This is a genomic window from Streptomyces sp. UC4497 (assembly GCF_054871485.1).
On sequence record NZ_JBTYHB010000028.1, the window covers coordinates 1 to 18,873 of the forward strand.

The 18,873-nt window shown below is 72.3% G+C and carries 16 protein-coding genes; 11 read left to right on the plus strand and 5 right to left on the minus strand.

The features are described from left to right. Window position 1 precedes the first annotated feature (1 nt). From ACYSUO_RS30275 to ACYSUO_RS30305, 7 genes are all read left to right on the plus strand, one after another. Window positions 2-835, plus strand: a complete 834-nt coding sequence (locus tag ACYSUO_RS30275) for a M55 family metallopeptidase (protein ID WP_327672406.1) — start codon at window positions 2-4, stop codon at window positions 833-835. Continuing rightward, complete coding sequence (locus tag ACYSUO_RS30280) at window positions 828-2,186, plus strand: M20/M25/M40 family metallo-hydrolase (RefSeq protein ID WP_461779398.1); 1,359 nt, start codon at window positions 828-830, stop codon at window positions 2,184-2,186. Before ACYSUO_RS30275 ends, ACYSUO_RS30280 begins: the two co-directional genes overlap by 8 nt. Before the next feature lie 107 nt (window positions 2,187-2,293). Continuing rightward, window positions 2,294-4,336 carry a prolyl oligopeptidase family serine peptidase gene (locus tag ACYSUO_RS30285; RefSeq protein WP_461779482.1) on the plus strand — a complete coding sequence of 681 codons (2,043 nt, stop codon included), beginning with the start codon at window positions 2,294-2,296 and terminating at the stop codon, window positions 4,334-4,336. Next, a complete protein-coding gene (locus ACYSUO_RS30290; protein WP_461779399.1) occupies window positions 4,333-5,253 on the plus strand; it encodes a S66 peptidase family protein in 921 nt (306 codons plus the stop codon). The genes ACYSUO_RS30285 and ACYSUO_RS30290 overlap by 4 nt, the downstream gene beginning before the upstream one ends. 320 nt (window positions 5,254-5,573) lie before the next feature. Continuing rightward, complete coding sequence (locus tag ACYSUO_RS30295; protein ID WP_461779400.1) at window positions 5,574-7,349, plus strand: CocE/NonD family hydrolase; 1,776 nt, start codon at window positions 5,574-5,576, stop codon at window positions 7,347-7,349. Between the two features lie 117 nt (window positions 7,350-7,466). Next, complete coding sequence (locus ACYSUO_RS30300; protein ID WP_461779401.1) at window positions 7,467-7,709, plus strand: LapA family protein; 243 nt, start codon at window positions 7,467-7,469, stop codon at window positions 7,707-7,709. A gap of 76 nt (window positions 7,710-7,785) precedes the next feature. Beyond that, window positions 7,786-8,358, plus strand: a complete 573-nt coding sequence (locus ACYSUO_RS30305; protein ID WP_461779402.1) for a GNAT family N-acetyltransferase — start codon at window positions 7,786-7,788, stop codon at window positions 8,356-8,358. Here the strand turns inward: ACYSUO_RS30305 and ACYSUO_RS30310 are convergent. Further along, on the minus strand, window positions 8,336-8,677 hold the full coding sequence (locus ACYSUO_RS30310; protein ID WP_461779403.1) for a DUF6204 family protein: 342 nt from the start codon (window positions 8,675-8,677) through the stop codon (window positions 8,336-8,338). The two genes, ACYSUO_RS30305 and ACYSUO_RS30310, sit on opposite strands and share 23 nt — an antisense overlap. Before the next feature lie 316 nt (window positions 8,678-8,993). Here ACYSUO_RS30310 and ACYSUO_RS30315 point away from each other — a divergent pair, with 316 nt between their 5' ends. Beyond that, entirely contained in the window at window positions 8,994-10,973 is a 1,980-nt protein-coding gene (locus ACYSUO_RS30315; protein WP_461779404.1) for a DUF5107 domain-containing protein, read from the plus strand. A gap of 58 nt (window positions 10,974-11,031) precedes the next feature. On the opposite strand, the gene ACYSUO_RS30320 is transcribed toward ACYSUO_RS30315, so the two are convergent. The 4 genes from ACYSUO_RS30320 to ACYSUO_RS30335 all read right to left on the minus strand — a co-directional run bounded on the left by ACYSUO_RS30320 (window position 11,032) and on the right by ACYSUO_RS30335 (window position 15,007). After that, window positions 11,032-12,339 carry an amidohydrolase gene (locus ACYSUO_RS30320; protein ID WP_461779405.1) on the minus strand — a complete coding sequence of 436 codons (1,308 nt, stop codon included), beginning with the start codon at window positions 12,337-12,339 and terminating at the stop codon, window positions 11,032-11,034. Window positions 12,340-12,454: 115 nt separating this feature from the next. After that, a complete protein-coding gene (locus ACYSUO_RS30325) occupies window positions 12,455-13,735 on the minus strand; it encodes an amidohydrolase family protein (protein ID WP_461779406.1) in 1,281 nt (426 codons plus the stop codon). Between the two features lie 140 nt (window positions 13,736-13,875). Next, the gene (locus ACYSUO_RS30330; RefSeq protein WP_403720195.1) at window positions 13,876-14,568 is read right to left on the minus strand and encodes a GntR family transcriptional regulator; all 693 of its coding nucleotides are present in this window, start codon (window positions 14,566-14,568) and stop codon (window positions 13,876-13,878) included. 55 nt (window positions 14,569-14,623) lie between these two features. Continuing rightward, window positions 14,624-15,007, minus strand: a complete 384-nt coding sequence (locus tag ACYSUO_RS30335; RefSeq protein WP_461779407.1) for a VOC family protein — start codon at window positions 15,005-15,007, stop codon at window positions 14,624-14,626. Between the two features lie 102 nt (window positions 15,008-15,109). On the opposite strand from ACYSUO_RS30335, the gene ACYSUO_RS30340 reads away from it, so the two are divergent. From ACYSUO_RS30340 to ACYSUO_RS30350, 3 genes are read left to right on the plus strand one after another with little or no spacing between them, the layout of a single operon-like run. After that, window positions 15,110-15,466 carry a phage holin family protein gene (locus tag ACYSUO_RS30340; RefSeq protein WP_461779408.1) on the plus strand — a complete coding sequence of 119 codons (357 nt, stop codon included), beginning with the start codon at window positions 15,110-15,112 and terminating at the stop codon, window positions 15,464-15,466. A gap of 5 nt (window positions 15,467-15,471) precedes the next feature. Then, complete coding sequence (locus ACYSUO_RS30345) at window positions 15,472-16,860, plus strand: NAD(P)/FAD-dependent oxidoreductase (RefSeq protein WP_461779409.1); 1,389 nt, start codon at window positions 15,472-15,474, stop codon at window positions 16,858-16,860. Further along, on the plus strand, window positions 16,857-18,716 hold the full coding sequence (locus tag ACYSUO_RS30350; RefSeq protein ID WP_461779410.1) for a transketolase: 1,860 nt from the start codon (window positions 16,857-16,859) through the stop codon (window positions 18,714-18,716). Before ACYSUO_RS30345 ends, ACYSUO_RS30350 begins: the two co-directional genes overlap by 4 nt. Window positions 18,717-18,873: the final 157 nt, after the last annotated feature.

The window sequence follows — 18,873 nt, forward strand, 5'->3', positions numbered from 1 at the left end:
CATGAAGATCCTCATCAGCGCCGACATGGAGGGTGCCACGGGCGTCACGTGGCCCGCGGACGTCCTCCCCGGCACACCGCAGTGGGAGCGCTGCCGTTCCATGTTCACGTCGGATGTGAACGCGGCGGCGCTCGGCTTCTTCGACGGCGGAGCCGACGAGGTGCTGATCAACGAGGCGCACTGGACGATGCGCAATCTGCTCCTCGAACAGCTCGACGAGCGGGTGCAGATGCTCACCGGGCGGCACAAGTCGCTGTCCATGGTGGAGGGCGTCCAGCACGGCGACGTCGACGCCATCGCGTTCATCGGCTACCACGCGGGCGCCGGCATGGAGGGTGTGCTCGCGCACACCTACCTGGCGAACCAGATCACGGGCGTCTGGGTCAACGATGTGCGGGCGAGCGAAGGCCTGCTCAACGCGCATGTGGTGGCCGAGTACGGGGTGCCCGTCGTCCTCGTCACCGGCGACGACCACGCGTGCGACGACGCGCTCGGATACGCGCCCGAGGCCCGCAAGGTCGCCGTCAAGGACCACGTCTCCCGGTACGCGGCCGTCTGCCGCACCCCCGCGCGGACCGCAGCCGACATCCGGGCCGCCGCCAAGGACGCCGCGTCGATAGCGGTGCGCCACGAGCCGGTGCAGGGCGGGCCGTTCACGATCCAGGTGGAGTTCGACGCCGAGCACCTCGCCATGGCCTCGACCGTCGTACCGGGCGTCCAGCAGATCGGCGAGCGCAGGATCGCGTACACCCACGAGACCATGTACGAGGGCATCCGCACCTTCAAGGCGGTCACCACGATCGCCTCGGCCGCGGTGGAGGAACAGTATGGCTGAGCAGACTGTGGCAACCGGTGTCGCATCCCTGGGGGGCGTGGACCAGCAGGCGCTGGACGAGGTCGTCGCGTTCACCTCCGAGCTGATCCGCATCGACACCACGAACCGCGGCGGGGGCGACTGCCAGGAGCGGCCCGCCGCCGAGTACGCGGCCGAGAAACTCTCCGAGGCGGGCCTGAAGCCGACGATCCTGGAGCGGACCGCGGGCCGCGGCAACGTCGTCGCCCGCATCGAGGGCACCGACCCCACCGCCGACGCCCTGCTCGTCCACGGTCACCTGGACGTCGTGCCCGCAGAGGCGGCCGACTGGAGCATGGACCCGTTCTCCGGCGAGGTGCGCGACGGCGTCGTGTGGGGCCGCGGCGCGGTCGACATGAAGAACATGGACGCGATGATCCTGGCGACCGTACGCCAGTGGGCGCGCGTCGGCTTCCGGCCGCGGCGGGACATCGTCATCGCCTTCACCGCCGACGAGGAGGCCAGCGCCGAGGACGGTTCCGGCTTCCTCACCGACCAGCACCCCGACCTCTTCGAGGGCTGTACGGAAGGCATCAGCGAGTCCGGCGCCTTCACCTTCCACGACGGCAGCGGCAAGCAGCTGTACCCGATCGCGGCGGGGGAGCGCGGCACCGGCTGGCTGAAGCTCACCGCGCGCGGCAGGGCGGGCCACGGCTCCAAGGTCAACAAGGCCAACGCGGTGGGCCGGCTCGCCGCCGCGGTCGCCCGGATCGACGAGCACGAGTGGCCGGTGCGGCTCACGCCGACGGTGCGTGCCGCGCTGACCGAGATGGCCGCGCTGTACGGCATCCGGGCCGATGTGGACGCGCCGGACTTCGACGTGGACGCGCTGCTCGCGGCGCTCGGCCCGGCCGCCTCCCTGGTCGAGCCGACGGTCCGCAACAGCGCCAACCCGACGATGCTGTCCGCCGGGTACAAGATCAACGTGATTCCGGGGGAGGCCACGGCGCACATCGACGGGCGCTATCTGCCGGGCGGCGAGGACGAGTTCAAGGCCACCCTCGACCGGCTCACCGGGCCCGACGTCGACTGGGAGTACCACCACCGCGAGGTCGCGCTGCAGGCGCCGGTCGACTCGCCCGCCTACGCCAAGATGCGGGCGGCCGTCGAGGAGTTCGCGCCCGAGGGGCACGTCGTCCCGTACTGCATGTCGGGCGGCACGGACGCCAAGCAGTTCTCCCGGCTCGGCATCACCGGCTACGGCTTCGCCCCGCTCAAGCTGCCCGAGGGCTTCGACTACCAGGCGCTGTTCCACGGCGTGGACGAGCGGGTTCCGGTGGAGGCGCTGCACTTCGGGGTACGCGTACTCGACAGATTCCTGCGCACGGCCTGAGCGCCCGCACACGTATCAGTAGAAACACCCGCAGGGACACGGACTAGGAAAAGATGGCGGACGCGAAGAACATGGGGGCCACCGGACAAATGCGGGGCGGGGACGAGATGCTGCACACCCGAGAGTACGGATCCTGGCCGTCGCCGATCGACGCCGCACTGGCGGCGGCGCACGACGGGCAGCCCGAGTACGTCGGCTTCGTCGGCGCCGAGGCCTGGTGGACGGAGCCCCGGCCCACCGAGGCGGGCCGCCGCGCCCTGGTGCGCCGTCTGGCCGACGGCACGGAGCAGTCCGTGCTGCCCGCGCCGTGGAACGTGCGCAGCCGCGTCATCGAGTACGGCGGCCGCCCCTGGACCGGGGCCGAGCGTCCCGTGGGCGGCCCCCTCGTGGTCTTCGTGAACTTCGCCGACCAGCGCCTGTACGCGTACGAACCCGACGCCCCCGGCGCCGGGCCGCGTCCGCTCACCCCCGTCTCGGACATCGGCGGCGGACTGCGCTGGGTCGACCCGCAGCTGCACGTCGAGCGCGGCGAAGTGTGGTGCGTTCTGGAGGAGTTCACCGGCGAGGGCCCCGGCGACCTGCGACGCCTGGTGGCGGCCGTCCCGCTCGACGGCTCGGCGGCCGAGGACCGGGCCGCGGTGCGTGAACTCACCGACGACGCCCACCGGTTCGTCACGACCGCGCGGCTCTCGCCCGACGGGCGGCGCGCCGCGTGGATCGCCTGGGACCACCCGCGGATGCCGTGGGACGGTACGGAACTGCTGCTCGCGGAGGTCGACGGCGACGGCTCCTTCGGCCCGGCGCGGACCGTGGCGGGCGGCGCCGAGGAGTCCGTCTGCCAGGTCGAGTGGGCGCTCGACGGCGGGCTGCTGTTCTCCAGTGACCGCAGCGGCTGGTGGAACCTGTACCGGCTCGACGTGCAGTCGGCGCCCGCGCCGGGTGGGCCGCCGGATCCCGGAGCCCTGCCGGGCCTGCTCACCAGGGAACGGCCGCTGTGCGCCCGCGACGAGGAGTTCGGCGGGCCGATGTGGAAGCTCGGCCTGAGCTGGTTCAAGCCGCTCGAGGCCGGGCTCATCGCCGTCGTGCACGGCGTCGGAGCCACCGCGCTCGGCATCCTCGACCCGGAGACCGGCGAGGTCGTCGACACGGCAGGGCCCTGGACGGCGTGGTCGTCCACGCTCGCCGTGCACGGCAGCCGCGTCGTGGGCGTCGCCGCGAGCCCGCGGACCGCGCCCGAGGTCGTCGAGCTCGACACCGGCACCGGGCACACGCGCGTGATCGGCGCGGCGCACGACGACCCGGTCGACCCCGCGTACTACCCGGAACCGCAGATCCGCACCTTCAGCGGCCCCGACGGGCGGGACGTCCACGCCCACATCTACCCGCCGCACAGCCCCACCCACGTGGCCCCCGACGACGAGCTCCCGCCGTACGTCGTGTGGGCGCACGGCGGCCCCACCAGCCACGCACCCCTCGTACTCGACCTGGAGATCGCCTACTTCACGTCGCGCGGCATCGGCGTCGCGGAGGTCAACTACGGCGGGTCCACCGGATACGGGCGGGAGTACCGCAACCGGCTGCGCGAGCAGTGGGGCGTGGTCGACGTCGAGGACTGCGCGGCCGTCGCGCTCGCCCTCGCCGAGGAGGGCACCGCCGACCGCGAGCGGCTCGCCATCCGCGGCGGCAGCGCCGGAGGCTGGACCAGCGCGGCATCCCTGACCAGCACGGACGTCTACGCCTGCGGAACGATCATCTACCCCATCCTCGACCTCGCCGGCTGGGCCGAGGGGGAGACCCACGACTTCGAGTCCCAGTACCTGGAGTCGCTCGTCGGCCCGCTCGCCGAGGTGCCCGCGCGCTACGCGGAGCGCTCACCGGCCGAGCACGCCGACCGCCTGACGGCCCCGTTCCTGCTTCTCCAGGGCCTCGACGACGTGATCTGCCCGCCGGTCCAGTGCGAGCGGTTCCTGGAGCGGGTGGAGAGCGAGGGGCGGCGGGTGCCGCACGCGTACATCGCCTTCGAGGGCGAGGGCCACGGGTTCCGCCGGGCGGACACGATGGTCCGCGCCCTGGAGTCGGAACTCTCCCTGTACGCCCAGGCGTTCGGGCTCCATGCGACCGGTGTTCCCACCCTTGAGCTGACCAAGTGAGGCCACTGCGCCGTCCGGGGCGGCTGGCTTCGGGCGCGCGGGTCGCCGTCGTCGCGCCCAGCGGGCCGGTGCCCGAGGAGGCGCTCCAGACCGGCCTCGACATTCTGCGCGGCTGGGACCTGGAGCCGGTCGTGGCCCCTCATGTCCTGGACACCCACGAGGAGTTCGACTACCTCGCCGGCACGGACGCCGACCGGGCGGCCGATCTTCAGCGGGCCTGGTGCGACCCGGGCGTGGACGCCGTCCTCTGTGCCCGCGGCGGCTACGGGGCGCAGCGGATGGTCGACCTCCTCGACTGGGACGCGATGCGGGCGGTGCCGCCCAAGGTGTTCGTCGGCTACAGCGACATCACCGCGCTGCACGAGGCGTTCGCGGTGCGGCTCGGTGTGAGTACGTTGCACGGGCCGATGGTGGCCACGGCCGACTTCCTCAAGAACGCGCGGGCGCAGGAGCATCTGCGGGCAACGCTGTTCGAGCCCGAGACGGTGCGGGTGATCTCCGCGGGGGAGGCCCGGGGTGTGCTCGTGCCCGGTACGGCGCGGGGGGTCACCCTGGGCGGCTGTCTCTCGTTGCTCGCGGCGGATCTCGGTGCGGCGGGGGCGCGGGCCTCGGCGCGGGGTGGGTTGCTGTGTCTGGAGGACGTGGGCGAGGAGGCGTACCGGATCGACCGCTACCTCACCCAACTTCTGCGTGGGGGTCTGCTGGACGGTGTGACCGGGATCCTTCTCGGTTCCTGGGCGGACTGCGACCCGCTGCGCGCGCTGCTCGCGGATCGGTTGGGCGGGCTCGGGGTTCCGGTGGCGGAGGAGTTCGGGTTCGGCCACTGCGACGGGGCGTTGACGCTGCCGCTGGGGGTTTCGGGTGAACTGGACGCCGGCGCCGGTACCTTGACGCTGGACGTGCCCGCGTTGACCTGACCCGTGGCTGAGGCCCTCGGACCTGTTGCGCGGCACCGGGGGCCGCCTTGCCCACCCTGCCGCCCAAGGCGGCAGATTGCCCAAGGCGGTGGCGGCCACCCGATGTGCCAAATCAAGCCCCTGCGGCGCTTGAGCAGCGGGGTCCGGGGCGGAGCCCCGTGGCCGGGGCGCACCCCACCGTGATCACCCACTTCACGGAATCTCCGCCCAAACGCGGAGATTCACCCGGCACGGTCATTGCTCCTTGATGACACGTGCCACACGATGGCTCCGCGCTCACCGCTACCCGCCGGTAAGGCACCCGCACCGTGGAGGTCGCCGTGCTCAGATCCCGCATCACGCTCGCCGCCGCCCTGTCCGTCATCGCCGCAGCCATCCTGGCCGCACCCGCCACCGCGGCCCCCGCTCCCGAGGTCACGGTCACGCCCCTGAAGCTCACCGTCGACGCCGGCGGCCGCACCTGCACCGTCGACGCCGACCTCTACCGCCCCGCAGGCGTCGACGCCGCGCACCCCGCGCCCGCCGTGCTCACCACGAACGGCTTCGGCGGCAGCAAGGCCGACGGCTCCACCGATGCGAGCGCCAAGGCCTTCGCCCAGCGCGGCTACGTATCGCTCGCCTACTCCGGCCTCGGCTTCGGCAAGTCCGGCTGCCTGGTCTCGCTCGACGACCCCCGCATCGACGGCAAGGCCGCCTCCGCCCTCATCGACCTCCTCGCGGGCACCCGCGCCGCCGACGACGGCACGAAGATCGACTACGTGACCGCAGACAAGAAGGGCGACCCGCGCGTCGGCATGATCGGCGGCTCGTACGGCGGCGCCATCCAGATGGCCACGGCCGCCGTCGACCACCGCGTCGACGCGCTCGTCCCACTGATCACCTGGAACGACCTCGCGTACTCCCTCGACCCGCAGAACGCGCAGGGCCCCGCGGCCGCCGACGTCCCCGGCGCCTTCAAATGGCAGTGGACGAACGGCTTCTACCTCATCGGCGAGGGCCAGCCGCTGCTCTCCCCGTCCCTTGACCCCTCCCGCATCAACAAGCTCAGCTGTCTGCACTTCGTCGACGACGCCTGCGACACGATCCGCACCCTCAACTCCGGCCGCTACCCGGCCGCCGAGACCCAGCGGCTCCTCTCCTACGCCCGCAGCGTGTCCCCGGTGTCGTACCTGAAGCAGGTGAAGGCGCCGACGCTGCTCGTGCAGGGGCAGGCCGACTCGCTGTTCAACCTGAACGAGGCCCGGGCGACGTACGACACGCTCGCCGCCCAGGGCACCCCCGCCAAGATGATCTGGCAGTCCTGGGGCCACAGCGGCGGCCTCACCGACCCGGCCGCCGGTGAACTCAACCTCTCCGAGGGGAACCTGGAGACCAGCTATGTAGGGCGACGGGTGCTCTCCTGGTTCGACCGGTATCTGCACAAGAAGGACGGCACCGACACCGGGCCCGCGTTCGCCTACTACCGCGACTGGATCACCGACCCGAACGGGACGTACGCGACCGCGTCGAGCGTCCCCGCCCTGAACCGCGCGCTGTACCTGTCCGGCGACGGAAAGCTCGTCGACAACCGGAAGAAGGTGGCCCGCGGCAGCCGCGAGTACCGGAACTGGCTCGTCCCGACCAGCCACTCCGAGTCCTCGCTCGCCGGCCTCATCGGCCTGTCCGACCCGGCCCCGTACGACACAAAGGGCACCCACCTCGACTGGACCACCGAACCGCTGACCGCCGCCACCGATGTCGTCGGCGCCCCGAAGGCGACGCTCAAGGTGATCTCGCCGAAGACGGAGCGCGTGCAGAACTCCGGCGACGCCGCCGACAAGCTGGTGCTCTTCGCGAAGCTGTACGACGTGGCGCCCGACGGCTCGAAGACGCTGGTGCACCGGCTCGTCGCCCCGGTCCGCGTGCCCGACGTCACCCGCCCCTTCACGGTCTCCCTGCCGGGCATCGTGCACCGCTACGAGAAGGGGCACCGGATCCGGTTCGTGATCGCCGCGAGCGACGACGCGTACGGCGGCAACAAGGGGATCAAGCCGGTCACCGTCACCAGCTCCCCGGACGACACGGGGACGGTGCAGCTGCCCGTGGTGCCCCAGTAGCCTCAGGGGCCGTCACCCGTACGGGCCCCTGACCTGTGCGTTCGCCCCGCTTCCCCGGACATCCTTGGCAGGGGAGGCGGCGTCCGGCCTCCGGGGGAACGACGGAAGGGTCCACCGATGAGCCCCAAGGGCGGTCAGAGCTCCTCGAGCGGCAGCGGCGCCGGCGCGTTCACCCCGGCCAGGATCGGCGTGCTGGTCCTGGCCGTCCTCGGCCTGGTCTTCATCTTCGAGAACACCCGGCACGTGAAGATCCGGCTGCTGATCCCCGAAGTCACCGTGCCGCTGTACCTGGCGCTGCTGATCACGGCGGTCATCGGAGCGATCTGCGGGGGCTATTTCGTGTCGCGCAGACGTAAGTAGCAGACGTGAGCAAGCGGGATGGTGTGATCGCCGACCCCGGCATCGGGGCCGGTCAACCGCTTCTTAAGCTGGCCCGATGGCAGAACTCCGCGCTTTGGGCGCCCGCGTGGGCATCCGCCCCTACTCCCTCGACGCGTCCGATGTCGCCGAGTTCACGGCCCGCGCGCGCGAGAGCGTCGAACTGCACAGGCCCTGGCTGTTCCCGCCGACCAACGCCACGGCCTACACGGAGTACGCGGGGCGCCTCATCGAGGACCCGACCCGGCACGGGTTCCTGGTGTACGAGCGGGACGGCGATGCGAGCGGTGCCCTCGCCGGGTTCATCAACATCAACAACGTGGTGCTCGGCGCCTTCCGGTGCGGCGCCCTCGGCTACGGCGCCTTCGCGCACGCGGCCGGGCGCGGCCTGATGTCCGAGGGACTCGATCTCGTCGTCCGGCAGGCGTTCGGCCCGCTCGGGCTGCACCGTCTGGAGATCAATGTGCAGCCCGGCAACACGGCGTCGATCGCGCTGGCCCGCCGGGCCGGTTTCCGCCTGGAGGGGCTCTCGCCGGACTTCCTCTTCATCGACGGCGCCTGGCGCGACCACGAACGGTGGGCGCTCACGGCCGAGATGACGAAACGGACTAGCGGCGCGACTTCCGGTTGACCTTCATGGTGTCCATGTCGGTCACCGTCGAGCGCAGCGCCCCGTGCCCGTAGCCGCGCTCCTTCAGGTACGCCTCCGCCTTCTCCTCCGCGAGCGCCGCCGCCATCTCCTCGCCGTCGTCCGGGTCGGACTCGACGACGTAGCGCATGGAGAAGTGCTTGAGCGTGCGGTCGTACGCGAGCGAGCCCTCGGGGCCGAACTTCATGCCGGCGATGCCCTCGTGCTCGGCGACCTCGGCGAGCAGCCGCTCCCGCGCCGGGTCGGTGAGATCCTCGAAGGTGGCGCGGACGATGACTCGGTAGGTGTGGCTCTCGGCCATGGTGGTGCGTTCTCCTCGGGCGTACGTACTGCCTGCCGGCCGGTCGCGGTGAGGGCAGGAAAGAGCCAGCGTACGTCGGGGAGGGCGGGATGCCCACGGAATATCGGGGCGCCCGACGCGGCCCCCTTCCCGGCCCCTCCGGCCCTCCTTCCCGGCCCCTCCGGCCCTCCTTCCCGGGCTCTTCCTGGCAGCTCCGCCGCGATCTGGCTTTCCGGCTTTGCGTAATCCTGACCGGAGGACACCCTGGTCAGCTCCTGCGGGACCCTGTTCGATGGTCATCGGGGCGGGCCGCGTCCCCTGGCGACGGGAGGCACACGTGACCGAGATCCGCCGTGCGGTACTGACCCTGCCGGGCGTGCACCTGGGCCCGGACAATCCGCTGCCGCCGCTGCGGCCACTCGACGAGATGCACGAGGTCGACGAGCGCGCCAAGGAGGACATGCCGCTCGACATGGCCCGGCAGGTCGGCTACCGGCCGCTGCGCAGCGTGCTGCCCGAGCGGATCCGTGACGGGTACGGGCGCGACCGGGAGCCGGTCGACCTGGACACGATCGTGATCGAGAACGACCGGCTGCGGGTGACGGTGCTGCCGGGCCTCGGTGGCCGCATCGCATCCCTCTTCCACAAGCCGACCGAACGCGAACTCCTGTACCGCAACCCGGTGTTCCAGCCCGCCGACTTCGCGCTCAACGGCGCCTGGTTCTCCGGCGGCATCGAGTGGAACATCGGCGCGACCGGTCACACCGCCCTGTCCTGCGCACCGCTGCACGCCGCGCGCGTGACTGCCCCCGACGGCGGCGACATGCTGCGCCTGTGGGAGTGGGAACGGCTGCGCGACCTCCCGTTCCAGGTCGACCTGTGGCTGCCCGAGGGCTCCGACTTCCTGTACGTAGGGGTACGCGTCCGCAATCCGCACGAGAAGCCCGCGCCCACCTACTGGTGGTCCAACATCGCGGTGCCCGAGGAGCACCGGGTGCTCGCGCCGGCCGACGAGGCCTGGTACTTCGCGTACGAGCAGACGTTGAGCCGGGTGCCTGTGCCGGAGCACGGGGGAGTGGACCGCACGTACCCGCTCAACAGTGAGTTCCCCGCCGACTACTTCTACGAGGTCGAGGACGGGCGGCGCCGCTGGATCGCCGCGCTCGACGACGCCGGGCGGGGCCTGGTGCAGACGTCGACCGATCTGCTGCGCGGCCGGAAGCTGTTCGTGTGGGGCGCGGGGGCGGGTGGGCGGCGCTGGCAGGAGTGGCTGACCGAGCCCGGCACGGGTGGTTACTCGGAGATCCAGGCCGGGCTCGCGCGCACGCAGTTGGAGCACGTACGCCTGGAGTCGGAGGGGGAGTTCAGCTGGCTCGAGGCGTACGGGCCGCTGTCGGCGGACGCCGATTCCGTGCACGCGAGGGGGAGTTGGGCTCGCGCGGTCGACGAGGTGGAGCGGCGCCTCGAGGACGCGCTTCCGCGTGCCGACGTCGACGCCGCGTACGAGGCGTGGCGGGCCTGCGCGGACACGGAGCCGGGGGAGCGGCTCGCGGTCGGTTCCGGGTGGGGTGCGCTCGAAGTGCTGCGTGCGGGCTTGAAGTTGACGGGGACGCCGTTCGAGGAGTCGACGCTCGGTGAGGCGCAGGCGCCGTGGCGCGAGCTGCTCGAGTCGGGCGCCTTCCCGGAGCAGCGGCGGGTCGGCCCGCCCGGGCCCACCCTGGTCGCCCCGCACTGGCGGGACATGTTGGAGACGGCGCCGGCCCGGCCGCAGTCCGAGTACCACCTGGGGATCGCGCAGTGGCACGCGGGCGATCGGGCGCAGGCGGTGCGCAGTTGGGAGCGTGGGCTCGAACTGGCGCCCTCGCAATGGCCGTTCCTGCGTTGCCTCGCGGTGGCCGACGCGGCGGACGGCAACGTGGAGCGCGCCGCGGATCGCTACGCGGAGGCGTTCGACGACCTGTGCGCGGAGCGGCGTGATGATGGGGAGTCGTGGCTTGCGGTGTGCGGGGCCCTTGGGCGGGAGGCGATCGGGGCGTTGCTTGCGGTGGGGCGGGTCGGGGTGGCCCGGGGCGTGTGGGACCGGCTGCATCCGGCGACGCGGGGGCGGGGGCGGTTCCGTTTGATCGAGGCGCAACTGCTGTGCGCGGAGGGGGATTTGGCTGCGGCCCGTGCCGTCTTCGACGAAGGGTTCGAGGTGGCGGACCTTCGTGAGGGGGCGGAGACGCTTGGGGAGGTATGGGCGGCGGTGGCTCCGCCGGGGGAGCCGTTGCCGTCACGCTATGAGTTCCGCATGCGGCCGGATTCGACGTCGTCGTAAGCGGTGGGCGGCGGAGCCCCGTGGCGTGGGCACGGGGCTCCGCAGCGCCGCGGGGTGGCTACACCAACTCCCCGTTGCGCGCCACCACATGACCCCCGTGAACGACCACGTCCCGCTGCGGCATGTCCACCACGACCTGCGGCACGCACTCGCCGCGCACCAGCACAAAGTCTGCCGGGTCACCCGACTTGAACTCCACCCGGGGCAGGCCCATGACGTCCGCACCGCCATGCGCCCCCGCCGTGAAGCACGCGGCCAGCTCCTCGTCGAGGCGTACATCGGTGACCCAGCCGAGGAGGTGCGCCCGGTGCAGCATGTCCGCGTTGCCGAACGGGCTCCAGGAATCGCGCACCCCGTCCGAACCGAGCCCGACCCGCACCCCGCGCTCCTTCAGCTTGGCGATGGGCAGCACCAGCTCCGCACTCGGCGCGACCGTGGTCAGGGCGATGTCAAGGTCGGACAAGTCCCTGGCCATGGCGGCCAGTTCGGCGTCCTTCAAGAGCGGCAGGCAGAAGACGTGGCTCACCGTCACCTTGCCCCGCAGCGACAGCGACCTCGTGCGCTCGATGATGCCGCGCAGCACCTTCGTGCCCTTCTCGTCGCGGTCGTGGAGGTGGATGTCGACGCCGACGCCGTAGCGGTCCGCGAGGTCGAAGAGCAGGTCGAGCTGCTCGTCCATGGCGTTGTCGAAGCTGATCGGGTCGATGCCGCCGACCATGTCGACGAGCCCGTCCCGCGCCGCCGTCCTCAACAGCTCCGCGGTGCCCGGCGTGCGCACCACGCCGTGCTGCGGGAACGCCACGATCTGCACGTCGAGCGCGTCCCCGAGCCGGTCCCGCGCCTGCGCGATGCCCTCGACGCCGGCAAGGCCGTAGGCCGGCGCCACGTCCGCGTGCGCCCGCATCGCGCGGGTGCCGCGGGTCACGGCGTGCGCCATCAGGCCGTACGCCCGCTCGCCGACCGGCCGCTTCTGCGTACGGAACACCTCGACGTCCTGCTCGCAGTAGTCGGCGATGCCGTCCGCCGGCTTGCGTGAGATCCAGTCGCTGCCCCAGGTCGTCTTGTCGGGGTGGATGTGCGCGTCCACCAGCGACGGCAGGGCGATCCGTCCGCCACCGTCGACGATCTTCGCGTGGGCGGGGGCGGGCCCGTCCGTGAACTTCCCGTCGACCACCGTCAGATCCACGGACTCCCGGGCGCCGAAGGGCCGGACGTCACGGAAGACCACGGCCCGGGCGGGGCGACGGGCCTCCGCGGCCTGCGCCTGCGCCTGCGCCTGCGCCGGTGTCGCCGTCGCTCCGAGGGCCGCACCGCCGATCGAGGCCGCACCCGCGAGGACACCGCGCCGGGACAGGGGAGGAGTCATGCCGTTCTCCTTCGTTCGAGGGGGAATGCGAGGGGAAGGTGACTGTGCGAGGGGAAGGTGACTGGTCAGGTGATGGGAAGGTGACCACACGAGGGAAAGTGGCCGCGTACGCCGCTCAGACCGCGATGCCCGAACGCACCACACCCACCGGCCTCTTGAGCACCGACACGTCGGCCAGCGGATCGCCGTCCACCAGCAGCACGTCCCCCGCGCTGCCGCGCACGAGGCGGCCCACCGTGCCCTCGAGGCCGAGCAACTTCGCCGCGCCGGTGGTGGCCGTACGGATCGCGTCGAGTGCGCTCAGCCCCGCCGAGTGCATCAGCTCGACCTCGCCGCCGATCGGGTCGACGGTGCCGCCGGAGGAGTCCGTGCCCGCGGCCAGCGGCACACCCATCTCGTGCGCGGCCAGCGCCGCCTTCTTGAGCAGCGGCAGATAGGTGCGGCCGCGCTCGTCGAGGACCGGGTCGTCGGAGCCGATCATGCCCGCGATGGCGCCGAGGGTCGGGGTGAAGAACGTGCCGCGGCGGCGCATCTCGGCCAGCGTGCGCTCGCTGACGAACGCGCCGTGCTCCAGGGAGTGGATGCCCGCGACCACCGCGTCGTGGCAGCCCTTCTCGCTGTAGCTGTGGCAGAGCACGCCCTTGCCGCCGCGCTTGGCGGCGGCGACGATCTCGGACAGCTGCTCGCGCGAGTAGACCTGCTCCAGCGGGTCCTGCTCGGCAAGGCCCGCGCGCTCGTTGACCCGCGTCTTGATGACGTCGGCGCCGCGCTTGAGGTTCACCTCGACGACGCGGCGCAGCGCCTCGGCGGACCGCACGCCGTCCTTGAGGCGGGCCAGCGGGGTGAGGTCCGGGTCGCCGAGGACCGTGTCGCCGAGGTCGGGCGTGACGAAGATGCCGGCGGCCTTCAGACGGGGCGCCAGTTCGGGTGCCTGGCGGGCCAACTCCCGTACGGCGATGTCCTGGTAGAAGTTCGTGGAGCCGCTGCGCGCGCTGGTGGCGCCCTTGCGGACCGCGTCGAGGGCCTCGGTCGCGGTGTTGAGGTGGATGTGCGCGTCGACGAGTCCGGGCAGCACCCAGCGGCCGTGCGCGGCGAGACGCGGCACGTCCTTGGGCACGTCGACGCGGCCACGGGCGCCGGCCGCGCGCACCACGCCGTCGCGGATCACGACGACCGCGTCCTCGGTGACCTCGCCGGTGGCCGGGTCGAGCAGGGTGCCGCCGTCGACGACCAGGTCACCGGCGCGGGGCGCGGCGGCCGGGCGGCGGGGTGCGGCGGATGCCGTGGCCGCGCCGGAGCCGAGTGCGGTCGCGGTGCCCGCGAGCACGGCGGACGCGGCGAGGACGCCGCGGCGGGTCAGTCGGCTGGACGGCGGCTCGGCGGGCTCGACGCACATGGGGGCTCCTGGCGGGGGTCTACGAGGATGAGCTGGCCCGCCTTTTTGTATACCAGCGCCGAGCGCACGACAAGGCCGCCTCTATCTATGCGGCTTAATTCCCTGTTTGTGCCGCACGGAATCTCAAGCGCCCCGAAGACTCACTCACCCTCGGTATACAAAGTGGTGTCGCCGAACAGCGACCTCAGCGCGACCGCCCGGCTGTCCCTCACGTGCAGCAGCGAGCTCGCCGCCGCCAGCTCCTCGTCGCCCGCCGCGATGTGCCGGAAGATGTCCGCGTGCTGCGCCCGCATGTGCGCGGGCTCCTCGCGCAGCCCGAACAGCAGCTGCAGCTGCCAGCTGAGCTGTTCCATCGTGCGGGCGAGCAGCGGGTTTCCGCCGAGCGCCACGATCTCCTCGTGGAACTCGGTGTGCGCGGCCACCTCGCGCGTGCCCTCGTCGGCCGCGGCCGCCCGCTCGGCCCGGTCGAGGCAGGCGCGCAGCGGCTCCAGGGAAGGCGGGTCCTGTGCCGTGAGCGCGCGCGCCGCGAGCCGCGAGGCCTGTACGGCGAGCGGCTCCCACACCTCGTACAGATGACGCACGTCGGTCCGCTCCAGGCGGCGCACCCGCACTCCACTGCGCGGGAGCAGTTCCAGCAGGCCCTCGGCGACGAGCGCGCGCAGCGCCTCCCGCACCGGGACCCGGGACATCCGCAGTTCCTCGGCGACCTCCCGCTCCACGAGCCGCGCGCCCATCGGGTAGCGGCGGTCGACGATGCGCTGCCGCACCGCCTCCCGCGCCTGTGCGCTCAGGGACGTACGCCCCTCGTCCGACCCCGCCGTGCTGCCCGCCACGTGCACCGTCCTTCGCCCGTCGTGCCCCGGGCGAGGATACGTGCCGCGCCGCCGGTCAGGCCTGTGCGGCGGATCCTTCGGGCTGGACCTGACGGTCCACGTACTCGAAGACCGAGCCGTCGGGGTGCATCGCGATCAGATTGCGGCCCGCCGGGCTCGGCACCGGGCCCGCGATGACCTTGGCGCCGGAGGCGGTGAGCAGGGTGCCGGCCTGCTCGACATCGGCGACCGCGATCGTCGCCGCGACCTTGCGCAGCACGTCGATCTCCGCCTTGGGGCCGCTCATGAGCAGGAAGCAGCCGACCGCGGCCACGGAGACCCCGCCGCGCTCGAACCGCAGTGCTTCGCTGCCCGTGAGGTTCTCGTAGAACGAGACCGTCGACTCAAGCGCCTCCAGGTCCTCGACGCAGATGCGCAGCGTGGTTCCCAGGATTTCCATGGGGAGGAGCCTAGTCGGACGGGCCGGGCGCGCGTGATCGTTTCGCGGAAGCGGGCGCGACGGCCGTCGTTACTCGGCGCGGGGCACGGGTACCCGGCGCGCATGGAACGCATGGGCGAACACATCAACGAGCAGCTGGCCGACGAGCTGGCCGGACGGGTCATGCACGCCGTGCGGGAGACGCTGCGCGAGGAGTTCACCGCGAGCGTGCGGGCGCAGCGCCGCAGGGCGATCCTGTACGCGGGAGCCGGCGCCGCCGCGCTGTACGCGGGGGCGGCCGTGGCGCTCGCCCTCGGGCTCGTCCTTGCCCTCGGCATGCCGGACTGGGGTGCGGCCCTGGTGGTCGCCGTGGTGCTCGGCGTCGCGGCGTACGTGCTGCGTGGCGCGGCACGGCCCGGACGGCCCGCGGCGCCCACCGCGCCGCCGATGCCGACCACACCGCCGACGCCGGGAGAGTGAGCACCGTGAGCCGATCCCGAGTCGTTGTCGTCGGTGCCGGATTCGCCGGATACCGGGCCGCCCGCATGCTGACGCGGGTGGCCCGCGACACGGTCGACGTCACCCTGCTCAACCCCACCGACTACTTTCTCTACCTCCCCCTGTTGCCGCAGGTGGCCGCGGGCGCGCTCGAGCCGCGACGGGTGACCGTGTCGCTGTCCGGGACGCTGCCGCACGCGCGGCTCGTGCTCGGTGAGGCCGGCGGCGTCGACCTCGACGAGCACGTCGTCTCGTACACCGACCCGGAGGGCGGGCGCGGCACGCTGGAGTACGACCGCCTCGTCCTGGCCGTCGGCAGCGTGAACAAGTTGCTGCCGGTGCCGGGCGTCGCCGAGCACGCGCACGGCTTCCGCGGCATGCCGGAGGCGCTGTACCTGCGGGACCACGTGACCCGGCAGATCGAGCTCGCCGCGGCCGCGGACAGCCCGGAGGAGTGCCGGGCCCGCTCCACCTTCGTCGTGGTCGGCGCCGGCTACACCGGCACCGAAGTCGCCGCGCAGGGACAGCTGTTGACCGACGCGCTGGTGAAGAAGCAGCCGCTGCGCCACGGCATCCGCCCGCGCTGGATGCTGCTCGACATCGCGCCGCGCGTCTTGCCGGAACTCGATCAGCACCTCTCGCGGACCGCCGACAGCGTGCTGCGCCGGCGCGGCGTGGAGATACGGACCAAGACCTCCGTGAAGGAGGCCACGAAGGACGGCGTCCTGCTGGACGACGGCGAGTTCGTCGACACCCGTACGCTCGTGTGGTGCGTCGGCGTTCGCCCCGATCCGTTCGTCGCCGAACTCGGGCGGCCCCTCGAACGCGGGCGGCTGCTCGTCGACCCGTATCTGAACGTGCCGGGCCACCCCGAGGTGTTCGCGTGCGGCGACGCGGCCGCGGTGCCCGACCTGGAGAAGCCGGGTGAGTACACGCCGATGACCGCGCAGCACGCCTGGCGGCAGGGGCGCGTCGCGGGTCTGAACGTCGCCGCGTCCCTCGGCAAGGGGGAGCGCCGCGAGTACCGGCACAAGGACCTCGGCTTCACCGTCGACCTCGGTGGCGTGCAGGCCGCGGCGAACCCGCTCGGCGTCCCGCTGTCCGGTCCGCTCGCGGGCGCCGTCACTCGCGGCTACCACCTGGCCGCGATGCCCGGGAACCGGGTGCGGGTCGCCGCGGACTGGCTGCTCGACGCCGTACTGCCGCGCCAGGCAGTCCAGTTGGGCCTCGTCCGGTCCTGGTCTGTGCCGCTCGACACGGCCTCGCCGGAGCTGGCCCGCGTACCCGACGACAGCAGCGACAAGCAAAAGACCGGCCCGTCCGACCACCCCCGGACAGGTCAGGGAGACAAGCACGACCAAGGAGGTGCCTCGTGACCACCACGTACAGCGACGCCGAACTCCAGGCCCTCGGGCAGCAGTTGAGGGTCGACTCGGTCCGCGCGGCCGACGCCGCGGGCTCCGGGCACCCCACCTCTTCGATGTCCGCCGCCGACCTGATGGCCGTCCTCCTCGGCCGGCACTTCCGCTACGACTTCGACCGCCCCGCCCACCCCGGCAACGACCGCTTCGTCCTCTCCAAGGGGCATGCCTCGCCGCTCCTCTACTCGGCGTACAAGGCGGCCGGCGCGATCAACGACACCGAGCTGCTCACCTTCCGCAAGCAGGGCAGCCGGCTCGAAGGGCATCCGACGCCGCGGAGCCTGCCGTGGGTCGAGACGGCCACCGGATCGCTCGGCCAGGGCCTCCCGGTCGCGGCCGGTATCGCCTGGACGGGCAAGCGGCTCGACCGGGTCGGCTACCAGGTGTACGTCCTGTGCGGCGACAGCGAGATGGCGGAGGGCTCGGTGTGGGAGGCCGCCGAGTACGCCGGGTACGAGCAGCTCGACAACCTCACCGCGATCGTCGACGTCAACCGGCTCGGCCAGCGCGGACCCACCCGCCACGGCCACGACCTCGATGCCTACGCCCGCCGCTTCAAGGCCTTCGACTGGCACACCATCGTCATCGACGGGCACGACGTGACGGAGATCGACCGCGCGTACGCGGAGGCCGCGTCGACCATCGGCCGGCCCACGGCGATCCTCGCCCGCACCCTCAAGGGCAAGGGCGTCGAGGCGGTGGAGGACCGCGAGGGCGCGCACGGCAAGCCGCTGCCGGACGCCGCGGAGGCCATCGAGGAGCTCGGCGGCGACCGTGGCGTACGCGTGTCGGTGCAGGCGCCGCCCGCCGCGCGCACCCTGCACGCGGTGCGCAGCGGACGCCTCGACCTGCCGCGCTTCGACGTCGGCGACGAGGTCGCCACCCGTGACGCCTACGGGCAGGCGCTCACCGCCCTCGGTTCCGCGCGCGGCGACGTCGTCGCGCTCGACGGCGAGGTCGGCGACTCCACGCGTACGGAGATGTTCGCGAAGGAGCACCCCGAGCGGTACGGCGAGTGCTACATCGCGGAGCAGCAACTCGTCGCCACGGGCGTGGGGTTGAGCGCGCGTGGGTGGTTGCCGTACGCGGGTACCTTCGCGGCGTTCCTCACCCGCGCGCACGACTTCATCCGCATGGCGTCCATCAGTGGGGCGAACATCAACCTCGTCGGCTCGCACGCGGGTGTCGCGATCGGGCAGGACGGGCCGTCCCAGATGGGGCTCGAGGACCTGGCGATGTTCCGTGCGATTCACGACACGACCGTTCTCTACCCCTGTGACGCCAACCAGACCGCTCAACTCGTCGCGAACATGGCCGACTTGACCGGCATCCGCTACCTGCGTACGTCGCGGGGTGCGGCGCCGGTGATCTATCCGCCGCACGAGGAGTTCCCGGTGGGTGGCAGCAAGGTGCTGCGCTCCGGGGACAGCGACCGGGTGACGGTCGTCGCGGCGGGCGTCACGGTCCATGAGGCGCTGAAGGCGGCGGACGAGCTGGCCGCGGCGGGCATTCCGGTCCGCGTGATCGACCTGTACTCGGTGAAGCCGGTCGACCGGCGGGCGCTGCGGGAGGCCGCGCGGGCCACCGGGTGTCTGCTGACGGTGGAGGACCACCGGGAGCAGGGTGGCATCGGGGACGCGGTGGCGGAGGCGTTCTCGGATGCGGAGCCGGCTCCGCGGTTGGCGCGGTTGGGGGTTCGTACGATGCCGGGGTCTGCGACGCCGGGGGAGGAGTTGGCGGCGGCGGGGATCGATGCGGCGGGGATCGTGGCGGCGGTCGGCTTGTTGGTTGAGCATGCCGTGACGTCATGAACCCCGGGGTTGCGGTCGCGGGGGCTCTGCCCCGGACCCCGCGCCTCAATCGCCGGCGGGGCTTGAAAGATCGGGGCTCCGCCCCGGACCCCGCGCCTCAAACGCCGGCGGGGCTGGATTTGCTCAATCGCCGGCGGGGCTTGAAAGAGCAGGAGGC